This is a genomic window from Halorientalis litorea (genome assembly GCF_023028225.1).
GTDB classification, from domain to species: Archaea; Halobacteriota; Halobacteria; order Halobacteriales; family Haloarculaceae; genus Halorientalis; species Halorientalis litorea.
Map to the genome: position 1 here is coordinate 2,161,349 of NZ_CP095482.1, position 15,396 is coordinate 2,176,744.

Here is a 15,396-nt window from a genome sequence, read left to right on the forward strand (position 1 = left end):
TGCCGCAGAATCGGTGACGACGCGCTGTCAGGCCATCGGCAGGTCTTGCTCTGCCTCTAAGAGTTCGTGGTAGCGGTTGCGGATGGTGACCTCGCTGATGTCGGCCACCTCGCTGACGGCGGCTTGGGTCGTCTTCTCGTTGGTCAGGAGGGCGGCGGCGTAGACGGCGGCGGCGGCCAGTCCCACGGGCGATTTCCCGGAGTGGACGCCCTGCTCTTTGGCGTTCTGGAGGAGTTGACGGGCACGGTGTTCGGCCTCGTCGGAGAGTTCGAGCGACGAGGCAAAGCGCGGCACGTAACTCTCGGGGTCGGCGGGCTGGACCTCCAACCCGAGTTCTCGGACCACGTAGCGGTACGTCCGGGCGATTTCGCTCTTCTCGACGCGGGACACGTCGGTAATCTCGTCGAGACTCCGGGGGACGCCGGCCTGTCGGGCGGCGGCGTACACCGACGCCGTGGAGACACCTTCGATGGAGCGGCCGGGGAGGAGGTCCTCGTCCAGCGCGCGGCGGTAGATGACGCTGGCAGTCTCGCGGACGTTCTCGGGGAGGCCGAGGGCGGAGGCCATGCGGTCGATTTCGCCGAGTGCCTGCTTGAGGTTGCGCTCTTTCGAGTCGCGGGTCCGGAACCGCTCGTTCCACTTGCGCAGTCGCTGCATCTTCTGGCGTTGGCGACTGCCTAGGGAGTTGCCGTAGGCGTCCTTGTCGCGCCAGTCGATGTTGGTCGAGAGCCCCTTGTCGTGCATCATGTTGGTGGTGGGGGCACCGACGCGGGACTTCTCGTCTTTCTCGCTGGCGTCGAACGCACGCCACTCCGGCCCGCGGTCGATTTCACCTTCCTCGACGACGAGGCCGCAGTCGTCACACACCGTCTCGCCGTGTTCGTCGTCCATGAGGAGTGTCCCACCGCACTCGGGACAGGCGGTCTGCTCGGAACTCTCCTCGTTCGTCTCTTCCGTCGTGCGCGTTCGCGCTCTCGTGTTCTCGCTCATTGGTCGAAGGCGGATGCTATCCGGGCAGGTTCGACCTGAGAAACCCCGGACAATCGTCGGTAGCACACGAATTGCGACGAAAGATATTTAAATATTCCGTCTTCGGAACGAGTTCGCGGCGTAACGCCGACGATACACCTGTTTCCGGCACTCCGAAGGTCGTATTAATATGGTGGTACGGGGTGACACGACACCCGCCGCTCACTCGATGGTTCGCTCGACGTTCTCGACGAAGTAGTCGGCGAACTCCGCGGCACCGGGGCTGTCGAACAGGTCCCGGCGATAGCGGAACGAGAAGTTGACCTGCCCGTCGAACGTCGCCACGCCGACGCCGATGGGCGTCCCGCGCCACGTCGGTGGAGAGAACCAAATCTCCTCCTCCGCGTCCTCGGCGAGGGAGGGGACCATCGGGAGGCGGCCGAGGTTGGTCAGCAGTGCCGTGTCGAGGAACCGCTGCCCGGGGCCGCGCAGGAGTTCCGGAAGCAACTGTTTCAGGCCGAGCGGGACGCCGGGTGGCAGCATCTTCAATACCTCGTAGAGCGCGGCGGCCCGGTCGCGCTGTTTGAGCTCGGTCGTCTGCTCGGCGATGGTTTCGACCGTTCGCCCCGGTGACCGCCTGTCACGACTGTGTGTCTCCACGCTCTCGAACATGGAGTACATCCCGACGACGTCGTAGAACCACTCCTCGGGGCGGAGGTTCACCGGCATCATGGTACTCAGCTTCCCGGAGTACTTGTCGTGGTCGTCGTTCCACTCCTCGATTGCGAGGTGGAGACCGGCGAGGAGCATGTCGTTGACCGAGACGCCCTCGGGCCGGTCGGACACGAGGCGGTCGGTCAGGTCTTCGCTGAGGCGGCGACGGGCGAATCCCCACCCGTCGCGGTTACTCCCGCCGTCCGGCGCGATTCGGGTCGGTGAGTTGATGAAGTCTTTCAGCCGCCCGGCCACGGACCCGAACTGGTCGAGTCGGTCGGGGAGCGTCGACGGGCGGATGTCTTCGAGCAGGTCCCGCGAGTCCTCGAACGAAATCATGCTCCCGTGCGGCTCGTTCCCGCGGTACGCCGTACAGAGTGCTTGCGCGATGCGGAGGAGACCGACGCCGTCGGCGGCGACGTGGTTGACGCTCAACAGCAGTCGGTCACCGCCGTTCAGTCCCTCACCCCGGACCACCATCACGCGGAACGGGAACTCCTCGGTGAGGTCGAACAGGCGGTTGTACATCCAGTTCTGGGCGGTTTCGAGGTCCGTCTCTTCGCCGTCGACTTCACGGACGACCACGTCCTCCGTGTCGACACTGTCCGCTATCTCCCAGACGTACTCGTAGTCCGCGAGACTGCTCGGCTGGCGGTGTGCTCGCGCCATCGGGAACGCCTCGGCGACGGCGACCGCTGCCTCGCGGAGGCGGTCCATGTCCACCGTCTCGGACGTCTCGAACTCGCCCTGCATGTTCCACGGCGTGTACGCCTGCTCGATGTGATACACTGACTCCTCTATCAGCGAGAACGGGACTGTCGTGGTCATCGCACGACGCCCCCAGTAACTGCCCCCATATCTTACTGTCAGCCACCGGTGGCAAATAAAACGAACTGGTCGCGTCGGTTCTAGCCGACGAGTGTCCGCACCGTTCCGACGTAGTAGTCGGCGAACCGCGACGCGGCGTCCGCGTCGAACTGCCGCGCCGTGTAGCGGAACGAGAGCCGAACCGCCCCGTTGGTCGTCGCCACGCCGATGCCGAGCGGTAGCGCGGACATACACGGCGGGGAGAACCACAGCGAGTCGTTCCCGTCCGCGGAGAGCGACGGCCCGTCCGGCACTCGGCCGAGGTTCGACAGCGCGGCCGTATCCATCAGTCCGCTGCCGATGCCCCGGAGCAGGTGTGGGAGTTGCCGCTTCAGGCTGACGGGCGTGCCCGGCGGAATCATCTGCAACACCTCGTAGTACGCGGCGGCTTGGTCGCGCTCCTTGAGTTCGGTCGTCTGCTCGGCGATACGTTCGAGGGCCGTCTCCGGGTCCCGGCGGTCACGGGAGCGCGTCCCGACGCTCCCGAACAGCGCGTACATCCCGACCACCTCGTAGAACCACTCCTCGGGGCGGGTGTTGACCGGGACCATCGTCGTTATCTTCCGAGCCGATTTCCCGTGGCTCTCGTTCCACTCCGCGATGGTGAGGTGGAGTGCGGCGAGCAACACGTCGTTGACCGAGACGCCGTCGGGCCGGCCGGAGACGAGCATTTCGGTGAGGTCCTCGTCCAGCGTCCGGTGGACGAAGCCCCAATCGTCCCCGCTGGTGCCACCGTCCTCGGCGATGCGCGTCGGCCTGTCGACGGTGTCCCCGAGTTTTCCTGCGAGGGTCCCGAACAGGTCAGCGCGCTCGACGAGCGACGACGGGCGGATGTCGTCGAGAGCCGCACGCGACTCTTCGAGCGGGAGGGTGTCGCCGTCGGGCGTCTCGCCGCGGTAGGCCTGACAGACCGAGCGAGCGATGCGGACCGCGCCGACCCCGTCTGCGGCGGCGTGGCTGACGGCCACCATCAGCAGGTCGCCACCCTCGCGGCCAGCACCGCGGACCACCGAGAGTCGGACCGGCGACTCCGCAGTCAGGTCGAACGACCGGCCGTAGAACTCGGTTCGGGCCGCATCGAGGTCGTCGTCGGCGTCGACGACTTCGACCGGGACCTCTCCCGCGTCGTCGGGAATCTCCCACTCGTACTGCGTGTCACCGAGGTTGCACGGCCGCCGTCTGGCCCGCGCGAGCGGGTGGGCGGTACAGGCAGCGACCGCCGCCTCTTCGAGTCGGTCGACGTCGATGGTCTCGGCCGTCCCGACCTCTATCTGGATGTTCCACGGCGCGAACGATTCCTCTATGTGGTGGACTGCCTCGTCGAGTACGGTAAACGGAACACTCGTCGTCACCACACGTCACCCCCAACCGTATCCCACATATCAACGCTTGATGGCCGGCTACCTCATAAATCGCATCCCTCGCATGTCTCGTGCCTTCCGCCCGGTCGCTGGGCGAAATTATCAAGTCACGGAGACACAATTGGGCGGGTATGCGCGTCGCAGTCGGTACGGAGAACCCGGTGAAGGTGTCGGCGACGGAGCGGGCACTCGCGGGACGAATCGAGGGACAGGTCGAAGCGGTCGATGTCGACCCCAGTGTCCCCGAACAGCCACGCGGGCACGCCCAGACAATCGCCGGCGCGCAGAACCGCGCGGAAGCAGCACTGGCGTTCGGGTCGGGCGTCGACTTCGGCGTCGGCATCGAGGGCGGCGTCGCGGAACTCCGCCGTGCCTCGGCGGGCGACAGGGGATGGGCCGACGACGTGGCCGTCATCGCCGGGTCTTCGGACCTGTACCTCGTGATGTGGGCCGCCGTCGCCGACGGTACCCGCACGACTCGCGGTGCCGGGCCGAGCATCCGCCTCCCCGAAACCGTCGCCACCCGCGTCCGCGATGGCGACGAACTCAGTCCCGTCCTCGCCGACGTACTCGGTGCCGAGGACGTGGCGACGACACAGGGAGCCATCGGCCTCCTCACCGACGGCATCGTGGACCGCGAAGACGCCTTGGTGCAGGCCGTCGCCGCGGCTCTCGGCCCGTTCGTCACCGACCACTACGAATAAAAACCTTCGTGGGAATCAGTCCGTCTCCGCCGCCGCTTCCGCCTCTGCCTCGCGGCTCTCCTCGACAGCGGTCGTCAGCGAGACGTTCAGCCACGCCATCGCGACGAGGCCGCCCGCGATGGTGACGACGTTCTTGACCGCGTGGTCCACGATGGCCGCCCCCAGTGCCGTCTCCCACGCGACAGTCGGGACGAGGGCGACGACCAGCAGCGAGAACGCACCCTCGTACAGGCCGATGCCGCCGGGCGACAGCGGGAGGACCTTGGCGAGGTTGCCGACGCTGACGGCGAAGAAACCGACGGCCAACAGCGTGCCCGGCGCGAGGTCGACCTCGAAGGCGGCGAACACGAGGACAGCGGTCACCACGTCGAGCGTCCAGATGACGAGACTCGTCGCGCCCACGCGGGCGAACGCGGCGGGCGTCCCGGTGACGCGCTGCACGTCGCCGGTGAACTGCTCGATGACGCCCGCCACGTAGTCGGCGTAGGAGTCGGTCGACAGGCGGCCGACCCCCGCCCGGACGTAGTTTCGGTCGGAGCGCGCGCTGGCGACGATGAGGACGGTGACGGCGATGGCCATCGCGCCGACGAACGCCGCGACGGCGACCGCGACGCGGCCGCTGGCCCGTGCCCCGGTGAACCCGGCCGCGAGCGAGGCGAGACTGCCGGGGTCGAGGACGGCGTAGCCGACGAGGACCGTCCCGGCGAGTGCCGTAATCGTCAGCAGGTCGAAGACGCGCTCGACGGCCAACGAGGCGAATCCCGAGGGGTACGGAATCGACCGGCGTGCCTTCACGACGTAGGCGCGCACGGCGTCACCCGCCCGCGCCGGGAACACGAGGTTCCCGGTCTGACTGATGAACACCGCGCCCGTCAGGAAGCCGATTCGCTCGGTGTAGCCCAGTTCCGCGAGGATGTCGCGGTACCGCGCGCCACGGAGCGGCCACGAGAGTAGGTAGACGACTGCCGACGCGACGACCAACTCGGGGTGGGCGTTCCACGCCCCGCGCATCTCCGCGAGGACGGCCGTCGGGTCGAGATACACCGTCATCAACACGAGCGCGAGTAGCACGAGGCCGGTCCCGGCCGCGAGGTTCACCCGGCGGGTCAGCCGTGGCGACACGGCGACCTGCCACCACGTCCGGAGTATCTGGCTCCCCATCCCGAGTACGTCCCGCACGAGGTCGACCTTCGAGTCGCCCTTCGGTTCCCACTCGACGGGGAACTCCCGGACGCGGTAGCCCGCCCGCTGTGCCCGGACCAACACCTCCGTGTCCCAGAACCAGTGGTCGTCCTCGACGTCTTCGAGGACATCCAACAGTGCCGTCCGGTCGAACGCCTTGAATCCACACTGGTGGTCGAGCAAGTCAGAGCGCAGGAACAGGCGGACGAGACGGTTGAACCCCCTGCTCGGAATCCCGCGCTTGGCCGGGCGGTCGGCCTCCTGTCCGGGAACCCACCGCGACCCGGTGGCGAAGTCGTACTCCCCGGACCGGACACTCTCGACCAACTCTTCGAGGTGGCGCATGTCCGTGGCGAGGTCGGTGTCGAAGTAGACCAGCGTCCCGCCGTGGGCCTCGCGGAACGCGTACTCGAGTGCCCCGCCCCGCCCGCGCCGCGATTCGCTGTGGACGTGCCGGACGCGTTCGTCCTCGGCCGCCAACCGCGCGGCTATCTCGGGTGTCGCGTCGTCACAGCCGTCCTCCGCGACGATGACCTCGAAGGCGTCCGCGGGGAGGAACTCGGCGAGCGTCTCGAGGGTAATTCGGACGGTGTCCTCGATGGTGTCGGCCTCGTTGTAAGCCGGGAGGACGACGCTCACCTCGACGCCGCGTCTCATTGCTCGGTCATTTCGTCACGCGACAGAAGTACCTTCTGTTAGGTCACAACTGCCCGACCCGACAGGGGGCCGTCACGACGACCCGGCGTTCTCCCGAACTGGGAACGCCCGGAGGCTTTTCCGACCCCGGCACCCCACTCTCGTCCATGAACGAGGCGTTCGTTCAGTTGGTCTGTCCCGAGTGTCTGAAAGACTGGGAAGCCGACCCGACGGGCCTGCCCAGCCCCGACGCGTCCTTTAGCTGTCCCGACTGCGGCGAGGACCGGCGGCTGTCGGAGTTCATGCGAACCGACCGCGACCTCGAAGTCCTCCGCGAACTGACCGACTGAGGTCAGTCCGCGTCCCCCGAGTGGCGGACCGTCGCGAACGCCGTGAGGTCCACGTCCGTGACTTCACCGACAGACTCGTAGGGGCGGTCCACGACGATGTTGCCGGCGGTCTGTCTCCCGACGCCGGGAATCTCGGTGAGTTCGTCCATCGACGCCGCGTTCACGTCGAGGGGGTAGGGGACGCCCGACACCGACCGCTGGCCGTGGTCGGTGATGGCCACGTCCAGCGTCCGGCCGAGTTCGTGTTCGCCCGGAATCCCGACCAGCAGGGGGTACGTGCCGAGTTGCCGCCCGAACGTGTACGCGCCGTCGTGGTATTCGAGGTGGACGTCCGGGAGAACCGTTCCGGGTGGGGCGACCCGCTCGAGCATCGGGTTGTCTATCTCCTCGCGGACTTCCTGCTTGTACTGCTTGAACTGGCGTTTGTGGTCCTCGGCGATGTCCGCACCCACGTCGGCCATGTCGGTGCCCTCGAAGGCCATAACCTGTCTGATGTTCACGCGGCGGAGCAACAGCCCCTCGTCGTACACCCGCTGGAGGAATGCCCTGTTGTGCTCGAACGTCTCGGCGCGTTCGCCCTTCAGGCCGTGGACGAGGTTGATGCCCGGCAGGAGTTTCGGGAGTCGACGGGCCGCACCGTCGCCGAAGTTCGGGGCCGTCTCGGGGTCGCCGCCCGGTCTGAAGCCCGCTTCCTCGTTGACGATTTTCACCGCCCGGAAGCACTCCTCGGCGGAGACGTTGAGATTGTTCTCCTCTTGGACGAGCGGGTCTGCCGACTCCAATCCGAACGCCGCGGTGTCGCCGGGCGTGTTGTGTTCCGCGATGACGCGGATGCCCTCGCGGGCCAACTCCGGCCACTTCACCACGGTAATCGGGTTCATGTTGTCGAGGTGGAGCGTGCCCAACTCGGGTGCCACCTCGCGGATGCCGCCGTATAGCTCCCGGAGGGCGTCTGGGTTGGGCTTCTCGCCGTCGCCCCCGTAGGCGAGGATGTCGGCCTGCCGCCCGAGTCGGAAGTTCTCGACGCCCGCCGCCGAGAGCGCGTCGACTTCCGAGACGACTGTCTCGGGCGGGCGGAAGGTCGCGTCGCCGTACATCGGCTCCGTACAGAACGAACACCGGTAGGGGCACCCGCGGCCCGTCTCCAGTTCGGCGATGAGGTAGTCGGGATGATTCGGATGCTGTTCGACGACGAACGCACCCTTCCGTGCCCACCGGGTAATCTCCTCGACGTCGCGGTAGCGGTCCTCGAACCCTTCGAGGCCGCCGTGTGCGAGGTCGTAGGCCGCCGCCTCCACGTCGGCCATGGCGAGGAAGTCGAAGTCCAAGTCGTCGCGCGCCGTCTCGCTCGCGCCCTCGTTCGCCTCGCCCACGCCGAAGCGGACGGGACCGCCGATGACCGAGACGCCCTCGGCAGTCCACGCGATGCGGCGCACCTCGTCCGGTTCGGCGGGCGTCCCGCCGACGTACTTCCCGGGGACGGTCATCCCGCCGACGTACACCACGAGGTCGGCGTCCTCGACGTCGCGCCAGCGTGCCCCGTCCTCTCGGAGCGCGTCGATGGTGTGATACGTAATCTGCTCGCGAGGGACGCCCGCGTCGACGAGGGCACCGGCGGTGTACCGCGGGTACGTCGAGATGTAGGGCGGGACGCCGAAGTGGGCCGGTTCGTCGACGTAGCCGTCAACGATGGTCACGGAGAGCGTACCCGGGTCTTGCATAGAACCGGGTTGTCGCCCGAGGAGTAAAACGGTGACTACACGGACCTACTCGTCCGGGTCGGCCAGCAAGTCGTCCTCGTAGGCGGCGATGGCTCCGACCACGGCGTCGGCGTCGTCTTCGGGTACGTCGAAGGCGTCGAGACTCTCGTAGAGGTGTTCGACCGCCCGCTGGATGTCCGCGGGTTCGAAAGGCACGTCGAGGTGTGCCGCCCGAACCGGCGCGGCGTCGTACGTCTCCGGCCCACCGGCGGCCTCACAGAGGAAGTCGGTCTGTGTCCGGCGGAGGCTGTCCACGTCGGCGTCCGCGAAGAAGGGGCCGAGGTCGTCGTCGGCCACCAACCGGTCGTAGAAGTCGTCCACGACTGCGCGGATTCCCTCACGACCGCCGAGACGGTCGTACAGCGTGTCCTCGCTCATACTCGACCCGTCGGCCGCGACGACAAAAACCACTTCCCGCGGACCCAGACCCTGAGAATCGGACGGTGGCGCGACCGACGCCAGCCCTTTGACGCCCGCCGTCGGACGGCCGCTGACGCCCGCCCGTGTCTCGTGGTACCACTTCGTCCGCCGCCGTCGAGGGGTGACGGTGCTACACGTAGATGTGGCCCTCGCGCTCGTCCCACGGCCGGTCCGGTTCGAAGTCGGCTTGCCGCGCCCGATACGTGCCGAGCGCGGCCACGACGGCGTCGAGGGCGTCGCCGCCGGCGTCGTCGAGGAGAATCCCGCGCACTTCGTCGGTGAACGAAAGCGGCGTCTCGGCGGTCAGTCCGTCCACGATGGTCCGGCGGCGGTCCCGCGCGGTCGCGCTGTCGTCCTTGTACTCCGCGGCGGGCAGGTCGAGGGCGGCGAGCGTGGCGGCGGGGTACACCTCACAGAGGTCGGTCGCATCCGACGCGCCGTCCTGCATCGGCCGGACTGCGACGCCGTCCGTTCCCGCGAGGGGGGCGAGTACGTCGCGGATGCCGTAGAACGTCTGTTTCCAGACGTGGCTCCCGTACGGGGAGAGCGCGCCCACGGGACCGTCGGTCTCGCGCTTGAGGTCCGCCCGTGCCCCGTCGGTGGCCGATTTGGCCCGCTCTCGACACACCTGCTGGAAACTGTCGGCGTCGGCGGCAGCCGTGGCGACCCACTCCAGACTCGCCGCCCACGTCTCCCGGTCGTGGACCGTCGCGGGGACGCCGAAAGGGAAGTCCAACCCGACGGTTTCGGCCTCGCGGAGGAACTCGGTCAGGCGGCCCAGACAGGGTGCCCGCTCGGCGACGCCGAAGCGGTCGGCGGCCGAGCGACAGTCCTCGACGGTTATCTGCCCGTCCGCGACAGTTGCGTCCGCGAGCCAGATGCCGTGCCCGGCCTGTCGCGCGCCGGAGAAGTCGATACCGGTGAGCGAGCGCATGGGTATCGGTTGGGCGAGACGTGCAAAAAGCCGGGGCATTGATAGGCGCGCCGACCGTACGGTCGGATATGCCAAAGACCGTGGAAGTCACGTGTACCAGCGGGGACTGCGAACTCGACATGTTCGAGATGCACTACACGTACGATATGCCCGACAGCGTGACGGTAGCCGACTTCAGTTGTCCGTACTGTGGCGAGTCGGACTCCCTCGAAGAAATCGAGCTATGATACGCGAACTGGGCCGCTCTCTCGGAAACACGGTTCTGGAAGCCGTCGGGCGCGCGTCCAGTCGGGTGCAGGAGCGTCGTCCGCTCCCGGTCGACCTGCTCGAATCCGACGACGCCTACCTCGCCGTCTTCGACGCGCCCGGTGCCACCAGCAGCGACGTGCAGGTCCGATTCGACGACGACACCGTCGCGGTGCGTATCGACCGCTTCCGCGAGTTCCGCGAGGGCTACGAGGTCCGCCTCCCCGGCCGCGGCCTCTCGCTCGACGGCGAAATCACCCTCCCCGACGACGCCGACGTCGACCCCAACGCGGCGACTGCGACGCTCCGCGAGAACGGGTCGCTGGAAGTCCGCGTCCCGAAAAACGGCGGTCCCACGGAGATGACCGTCACCGAAGAGGACGGGAACCGAATCGAGACGACCGACGCCGGCGACTCCGAGGCGGAGACGACGGACGACGACGAGACGGCCGACACGGCCGACGAGAACTGACCCGCCGCGTTCTCCCCCCTCAGTCGAGAACCGCGTCCAGTCCCCGGGCCGGGTACCCGACGATGCGGTCGGCCCCCGCCGCACGGAGAGAGTCGACGCGCTCCCGGACTGCTTCGACGTTTTCGACGAGTGCGTAGTCTCGCACGGCCGCCGAGAGCACCTCGCGTGCCCGTCCCGTCGCGGTCGCGTCGGTCGCCGCACCCTCTGGGAGTGCGGACCGGACGGGACCGCGCCGTGCCGCGTAGTCGCCCACGTCGTCGAGAACCGTGTCCTCGTCGTCGGTCAGCACTGTCGGGGCGTAGACGGCGAGCGTTTCCGCGAACCCCGCGGCTCTGAGGGCGCGGAAGTCGCGCTCTGTCGTCCGGGAGAGCAACTCGAACTGCGGCCCGCCGGCGGCGATGGCGACGCGTTCGACGCTTTCCGTCCCGACCCACGCGTCCGGGGCCCGCTCCCGGGCCGCGCCGAGTCGTGGCGCGACGGCGCGCTCGCGTTCGGTTTCGGAGAGATACGCCGGGTTGCCCGCGACCAGCACGACCCCCGCCTCGTCGGGAACGTCCCCCCACAGGGAGTCGTCGCCCAGCGGGTCGAATCCGTCGGCGCGAACCGGGACGTTCACACGGGTCGGCCGGTCGGCGGCGAGCGTGGCGAGCGTCTCCGCGTCGGGGAGCGACTCCCGACCCTCCTAGTCCACGACGAACGCGTCGGTGTCGAGGGCCGTCGCTCGCGAGAGGTCGACCTCGCGTGGCTTCAGTGCCACCGCGTCGATGCCCGTCGCCGCGAGTACGCCCTGTGTCTGCATTCGTGCCTAGATGGGCGATTCCGGGCAAAACGGTGTCGCTTCCGGTCGAACAGCCGGGTCACCTCGCTTGGCACGGTCCGTGTGTGGCCCCGCCGCGAGCGCGCGCCGCCCCTACCTCGGGAGGTCGGCGTCGGGGTCGACTTCCCGGTCGACCTCCGGCGGCATCTCCCAGTCCGTCGTGAGTTCGAGCAGTTGCACGAGGATGCGAGCGGTCGCGCCCCAGACGGTGTAGCCGTCGACGTGGAAGAAGTGCAGGCGCGTCTCGCCGTAGTGTGGGTGGTCGCGCCGCTCCGACTCGTAGTTGTCGAGGTCGGTGAGGTCCGCCACCGCGAGGACGGCGATTTCGGCGACTTCGCGCTCGTCCGGGGTGTACTCGTGGTCGGGAATCGTCCCGACGAACGGCCTGACGGAGTAGCGGGTGATGGTGCGGATGTCGTCGGTGCGGCCGACGATGTCCGCCTCGGCGGGGTCCAGCCCGATTTCCTCTCTGGCCTCCCGGAGTGCCGTGGCTTCGAGGTCGGTGTCACTCGGCTCGCGGCCGCCGCCGGGGAAACTCATCTGCCCGGGGTGTTCGCCGAGGTGGTCCGCGCGCTTGGTGAACAGGAGGTGGGGGTTCCCGTCGCGGGTGACGACCGGCGCGAGGACGGCCGCCTCACGCTCCTCGTCGGTGACGGCCGTCGCCCGAAACTCGGCGACCCGCTCCAAGTCCATACGCTCACGTCGTTCCCCGCGCTCTTAATTTGCCCGGGGTTCGACTCGGCCTACGCCAACTCGTCGTCGAGTCGCTCGCGGGCGTCCGCGAGGGCTACGGGTGCCCACGCCTCTAACTCGTAACTCACGTCCAGCAGTTCCGCTGCCCGGTCGGTGTTCCCCTCGTTGACGGCCCGTGCGGCGTCGGCCCGGAACCGCTCGGCGGCGGCCCGCCCCGCGGCGTCACGGTCGACCGTCCGTTCGGGCACGTCCAGAATGTGGGGGAGGTCCGTCGCACCGTCCGGGAGTGTCGGGAACGCGACTGGCCCGGGGACCAACAGCGGGTCGTCGGCGTGCCCGTCCTCGTACTCGACGAGGTGGTAGGCGTCGAGTGCGTCCTCGATGGCGGCGTCGAAGTCGGCCGGGTCGCGCTCCGCGCCGTCCTTGAACGCGAGTTCGACGAGCGCGTCCCCGAGTTCGGCGCGCGTGAGTGCGTCGAACAGGTCCACCACCCCTGCGAGGTCGCTCCGCGATAGCTCCATACCGGCCGCTCGGACGGCCGGGATTTCAGCGTTCCGCTGCCCGGCACGTCCCGCCCGGCGTGGCCGGTTTCCAAGGCCTTTAGTCGAATCCGCCCTACCAAAAGGCATGCACACGGTCGAAGTCGGGGACTTCACGGTCGGCGATGGACACCCGCCGCGGGTGATGGGCGTGTTGAACATGAGCGTGGAGTCGAACTACACGCCGAGCGTTCGCGGCGACACCCCGGAGGCCGCGACGTTCGCCGAGGAGATGGCCGAGGCGGGCGCGGACATCATCGACATCGGTCTCCAGTCGGCGAACCCGAAAAACGAGTGGCTCCCGCCGGAGGTCGAGAAGGACCGACTGGCCAAGGCACTCGCCGTCGTCGACGCCGCCGACACCGACGCCGCGTTCTCGCTGGAGACGCGCTACGCGGAGGTCGCGGAGGCGGGCATCGAGGGCGGATTCGACCTGATAAACGACGTCTGTGGCTTCGCGGACCCGAAGATGAAGGAGGTCTGTGCCGACCACGAGGCGCCCGTCGTGAAGATGGCGAGTCCGCCCGACATCAAGAAACCAGGCCACCTGCGGACCGTCGACGAGGTGTTCGAGGCCCTCCAGCGCGACGGGTTTACCGGCGAGACGATTATCGACCCCGCGTTCGGGCAGTGGCACCCGAAAATCACCTACGAGGACAACTGGGAGCGGTTCCGCCGGATGCGGGAGTTCCGTGCGTTCGGTCGCCCGATGGTCACGGCCACCAACCGCGAGGACTTCCTCGGGGACATCGCCGACCGACCCGACACCGACGACCAGTTGCACGTCAGCCTCGCCGCCGCGACGATGGAAGTCGAACGCGGTGCCCACATCGTCCGTACCCACGACGTGCCCGAGACGCACGATGTCGTGAAGATCGCTCACTTCCTCGGGGACGAACGGACGGTCGCAGACTCCCCCCGCGTCGCCGAACTGACCGACGTGTCCCGCCGCGAAATCGAACGGCACCTCCACCTCCGGGGCGACGATGGCGACGCGGCCGCCAGCGTCTCGCCGTTGTTCTTCCAAGTCGAACGCCTCGACGGCGACGCGGAGGGGTACCTCGCGGATTGGGCCGAGGGCCGGGACGTGCTGTTCACACAGGGCGCGGACGGCCACCTGCTCGCGGGGACCGTCGCGGCGTTCCACGACGGTCTCGACGCGCTCTCGGACGGCCCGGGCGACGCCGCCGAAGTCGCGGGGAACGTCCGGCAGGCTGTCGCCCGGCAACTGGACTGACCTGCGAACTGTCGGTCGGTCGGCGGACGCCCTCTCGCTACCGTCCCTCGTCCTGCAACTGTCGCAGGTTCGCCGTCAGCCACGCCTCGATGCCCGTCTCGCGCACCGCCGCGAGCAGTCGCTCGAACCGCTCGCTCCGTTCGTCGTCGGCCATCTCGACGGCCGCGGTCAACCGGTCGGCGAACGCCGCGGTGTCGAAGGGGTTGACCGTCACCGCCGCCCCGAGCGATTCGGCCGCGCCTGCGAACTCGCTCAACACGAGCGTCCCGCCGACGCCCGCGGAGGCCGCGACGTACTCCTTGGCGACGAGGTTCATGCCGTCGCGACGGGGGCTGACGACGCAGAGGTCGGCGTTCCGGTAGAGGCCGAGGAGGTCACGGCGCGACAGGTCGCCGTCGAGGTAGACGACGGGCGTCCAGTCGTCGGTGCCGAACCGCTGGTTGAGTTCGTACACGCGGTCACGAACCCGCCCGTGGTACGTCCGGTAGGAGTCGATGCCCTCCCTGCTCCGGGAGGCCTTCTGGACGTACACGAGGGAGTCACGGAGCCGTGGCGTCGTCTCCCAGAGCCGTTCGAGCGCGTCGAGGCGTTCGAGGATGCCCTTCGTGTAGTCGAGGCGGTCCACGCCGACGGCGACGGCGGTGTCGTCGTCGATGCCGTGAGTGCGGGCCAACCGTCGCCAGTAGTCCCCGCTCCCCTCCTCGCCGGCCACGCTCGACAGTTCGTCCGTGTCGACGCCGACCGGCGCGACGTAAGTCCGGGTCTCTCGCTCCCCGTACGCCACGGTGCCGGCGGCCCTGTCGACGGTCGCTCCGGGGACCGACCGTTCGACCGAATCGAGGAAGTTCTCGCGGTAGCCGTCGGTGTGAAAGCCCACGGCGTCGGCGGCGAGCAGGCCGTCGAGGACCTGCTCGGCGTGCGGGCAGATGGCGAACACCTCGGCGGGCGGCCACGGGATGTGCCAGAAGTGGACCAGCGTGCGGTCGACGCCACGCTCGCGGAGCGCGCGCGGGACCAGCGTCAGGTGGTAGTCCTGGAGCCAGACCGGCCCCGTCGTGTCGGCGACGGCGTCGGCGAAGGCGGCGTTCGCGTCCTCGTAGGCCGACCAGAACCCCGGTTCGACGGCGACGTAGTTCGTGTCGAGGTGACAGAGCGGCCAGAGGACTTGATTGCTGTACCCGTAGTAGTACTCGTCCACCTGCCGCCGGGTGAGTCTGACGCGGCGGAGCGTGTACCGTGGGTCGCCGGGCGGGAGCGCGACGGTGTCGTCGCCGTCGACGACGCTCGGGTCGAAGTCGGCGTCGCCGCTCCCCCACGCGACCCACGTCCCGCCGAGGTCACCGACGACGGCGTCGAGTGCCGAGACGAGGCCGCCGGTCGGCCGGTCACACTCGATGCCGTCGGCGGCGTAGCGGTGGGCGTACGGCTCCCGGTTCGAGACGACGACGAGGCCGTCCGTCCCGTCGCCGTCCGTGGACGCGACCATACCGCCATC

Annotated in this window: 15 protein-coding genes and 1 pseudogene; 5 read left to right on the forward strand and 11 right to left on the reverse strand. The window is 68.5% G+C overall.

Annotated elements, in window-relative coordinates:
• Positions 1 to 27 precede the first annotated feature (27 nt).
• From MUG95_RS11620 to MUG95_RS11630, 3 genes are all read right to left on the reverse strand, one after another.
• On the reverse strand, positions 28 to 990 hold the full coding sequence (locus MUG95_RS11620) for a transcription initiation factor IIB (protein WP_247007653.1): 963 nt from the start codon (positions 988 to 990) through the stop codon (positions 28 to 30).
• Positions 991 to 1,191: 201 nt separating this feature from the next.
• Positions 1,192 to 2,511, reverse strand: a complete 1,320-nt coding sequence (locus MUG95_RS11625) for a condensation domain-containing protein (RefSeq protein WP_247007665.1) — start codon at positions 2,509 to 2,511, stop codon at positions 1,192 to 1,194.
• A gap of 80 nt (positions 2,512 to 2,591) precedes the next feature.
• Complete coding sequence (locus tag MUG95_RS11630; RefSeq protein ID WP_247007679.1) at positions 2,592 to 3,905, reverse strand: condensation domain-containing protein; 1,314 nt, start codon at positions 3,903 to 3,905, stop codon at positions 2,592 to 2,594.
• 137 nt (positions 3,906 to 4,042) lie between these two features.
• On the opposite strand from MUG95_RS11630, the gene MUG95_RS11635 reads away from it, so the two are divergent.
• Positions 4,043 to 4,615 (forward strand): DUF84 family protein, encoded by a 573-nt coding sequence (locus tag MUG95_RS11635; protein WP_247007689.1) that lies wholly within the window; start codon positions 4,043 to 4,045, stop codon positions 4,613 to 4,615.
• A gap of 15 nt (positions 4,616 to 4,630) precedes the next feature.
• Here the strand turns inward: MUG95_RS11635 and MUG95_RS11640 are convergent, their stop codons facing one another.
• Complete coding sequence (locus MUG95_RS11640) at positions 4,631 to 6,454, reverse strand: flippase-like domain-containing protein (protein ID WP_247007698.1); 1,824 nt, start codon at positions 6,452 to 6,454, stop codon at positions 4,631 to 4,633.
• Between the two features lie 146 nt (positions 6,455 to 6,600).
• Here MUG95_RS11640 and MUG95_RS11645 point away from each other — a divergent pair, with 146 nt between their 5' ends.
• A complete protein-coding gene (locus MUG95_RS11645) occupies positions 6,601 to 6,783 on the forward strand; it encodes a DUF7836 family putative zinc-binding protein (protein ID WP_247007700.1) in 183 nt (60 codons plus the stop codon).
• Positions 6,784 to 6,785: 2 nt separating this feature from the next.
• Here MUG95_RS11645 and MUG95_RS11650 read toward each other — a convergent pair whose 3' ends face one another.
• The 3 genes from MUG95_RS11650 to MUG95_RS11660 all read right to left on the reverse strand — a co-directional run bounded on the left by MUG95_RS11650 (position 6,786) and on the right by MUG95_RS11660 (position 9,897).
• Entirely contained in the window at positions 6,786 to 8,504 is a 1,719-nt protein-coding gene (locus MUG95_RS11650) for a radical SAM protein (protein ID WP_247007708.1), read from the reverse strand.
• Positions 8,505 to 8,549: 45 nt separating this feature from the next.
• The gene (locus MUG95_RS11655) at positions 8,550 to 8,921 is read right to left on the reverse strand and encodes a truncated hemoglobin (protein ID WP_247007710.1); all 372 of its coding nucleotides are present in this window, start codon (positions 8,919 to 8,921) and stop codon (positions 8,550 to 8,552) included.
• Between the two features lie 172 nt (positions 8,922 to 9,093).
• Entirely contained in the window at positions 9,094 to 9,897 is an 804-nt protein-coding gene (locus MUG95_RS11660; RefSeq protein ID WP_247007712.1) for a DUF429 domain-containing protein, read from the reverse strand.
• A 68-nt stretch (positions 9,898 to 9,965) separates the two neighbouring features.
• On the opposite strand from MUG95_RS11660, the gene MUG95_RS11665 reads away from it, so the two are divergent.
• Both MUG95_RS11665 and MUG95_RS11670 read left to right on the forward strand, forming a co-directional pair.
• Entirely contained in the window at positions 9,966 to 10,124 is a 159-nt protein-coding gene (locus MUG95_RS11665; protein ID WP_247007714.1) for a DUF7559 family protein, read from the forward strand.
• Positions 10,121 to 10,615, forward strand: a complete 495-nt coding sequence (locus MUG95_RS11670; protein WP_247007715.1) for an Hsp20/alpha crystallin family protein — start codon at positions 10,121 to 10,123, stop codon at positions 10,613 to 10,615. Before MUG95_RS11665 ends, MUG95_RS11670 begins: the two co-directional genes overlap by 4 nt.
• Positions 10,616 to 10,634: 19 nt before the next feature.
• Here the strand turns inward: MUG95_RS11670 and MUG95_RS11675 are convergent.
• The 3 genes and pseudogenes from MUG95_RS11675 to MUG95_RS11685 form a co-directional block, all read right to left on the reverse strand.
• Positions 10,635 to 11,414 (reverse strand): annotated as a pseudogene (locus tag MUG95_RS11675) (DUF7388 family protein).
• 111 nt (positions 11,415 to 11,525) lie between these two features.
• Positions 11,526 to 12,125, reverse strand: coding sequence for an NUDIX hydrolase (locus MUG95_RS11680; protein WP_247007717.1), 600 nt, complete (start codon positions 12,123 to 12,125; stop codon positions 11,526 to 11,528).
• Between the two features lie 50 nt (positions 12,126 to 12,175).
• Positions 12,176 to 12,646: a DUF7109 family protein gene (locus MUG95_RS11685; RefSeq protein WP_247007719.1), complete on the reverse strand. Its 471-nt coding sequence runs from the start codon at positions 12,644 to 12,646 to the stop codon at positions 12,176 to 12,178.
• Positions 12,647 to 12,752: 106 nt separating this feature from the next.
• On the opposite strand from MUG95_RS11685, the gene MUG95_RS11690 reads away from it, so the two are divergent.
• Positions 12,753 to 13,901 (forward strand): dihydropteroate synthase, encoded by a 1,149-nt coding sequence (locus MUG95_RS11690; protein ID WP_247007721.1) that lies wholly within the window; start codon positions 12,753 to 12,755, stop codon positions 13,899 to 13,901.
• 37 nt (positions 13,902 to 13,938) lie between these two features.
• Here MUG95_RS11690 and MUG95_RS11695 read toward each other — a convergent pair whose 3' ends face one another.
• A complete protein-coding gene (locus tag MUG95_RS11695; RefSeq protein WP_247007723.1) occupies positions 13,939 to 15,387 on the reverse strand; it encodes an alpha,alpha-trehalose-phosphate synthase (UDP-forming) in 1,449 nt (482 codons plus the stop codon).
• Between the last annotated feature and the right edge of the window lie 9 nt (positions 15,388 to 15,396).

Excerpts from the sequence above, each read along its gene's own strand:
- MUG95_RS11635 (WP_247007689.1), top strand. The coding sequence starts at position 4,043 with ATGCGCGTCGCAGTCGGTACGGAGAACCCGGTGAAGGTGTCGGCGACG.
- MUG95_RS11625 (WP_247007665.1), bottom strand. The coding sequence starts at position 2,511 with ATGACCACGACAGTCCCGTTCTCGCTGATAGAGGAGTCAGTGTATCAC.
- MUG95_RS11645 (WP_247007700.1), top strand. The coding sequence starts at position 6,601 with ATGAACGAGGCGTTCGTTCAGTTGGTCTGTCCCGAGTGTCTGAAAGAC.
- MUG95_RS11695 (WP_247007723.1), bottom strand. The coding sequence starts at position 15,387 with ATGGTCGCGTCCACGGACGGCGACGGGACGGACGGCCTCGTCGTCGTC.
- MUG95_RS11640 (WP_247007698.1), bottom strand. The coding sequence starts at position 6,454 with ATGAGACGCGGCGTCGAGGTGAGCGTCGTCCTCCCGGCTTACAACGAG.
- MUG95_RS11665 (WP_247007714.1), top strand. The coding sequence starts at position 9,966 with ATGCCAAAGACCGTGGAAGTCACGTGTACCAGCGGGGACTGCGAACTC.
- MUG95_RS11690 (WP_247007721.1), top strand. The coding sequence starts at position 12,753 with ATGCACACGGTCGAAGTCGGGGACTTCACGGTCGGCGATGGACACCCG.
- MUG95_RS11670 (WP_247007715.1), top strand. The coding sequence starts at position 10,121 with ATGATACGCGAACTGGGCCGCTCTCTCGGAAACACGGTTCTGGAAGCC.
- MUG95_RS11650 (WP_247007708.1), bottom strand. The coding sequence starts at position 8,504 with ATGCAAGACCCGGGTACGCTCTCCGTGACCATCGTTGACGGCTACGTC.
- MUG95_RS11680 (WP_247007717.1), bottom strand. The coding sequence starts at position 12,125 with ATGGACTTGGAGCGGGTCGCCGAGTTTCGGGCGACGGCCGTCACCGAC.
- MUG95_RS11620 (WP_247007653.1), bottom strand. The coding sequence starts at position 990 with ATGAGCGAGAACACGAGAGCGCGAACGCGCACGACGGAAGAGACGAAC.
- MUG95_RS11685 (WP_247007719.1), bottom strand. The coding sequence starts at position 12,646 with ATGGAGCTATCGCGGAGCGACCTCGCAGGGGTGGTGGACCTGTTCGAC.
- MUG95_RS11660 (WP_247007712.1), bottom strand. The coding sequence starts at position 9,897 with ATGCGCTCGCTCACCGGTATCGACTTCTCCGGCGCGCGACAGGCCGGG.
- MUG95_RS11655 (WP_247007710.1), bottom strand. The coding sequence starts at position 8,921 with ATGAGCGAGGACACGCTGTACGACCGTCTCGGCGGTCGTGAGGGAATC.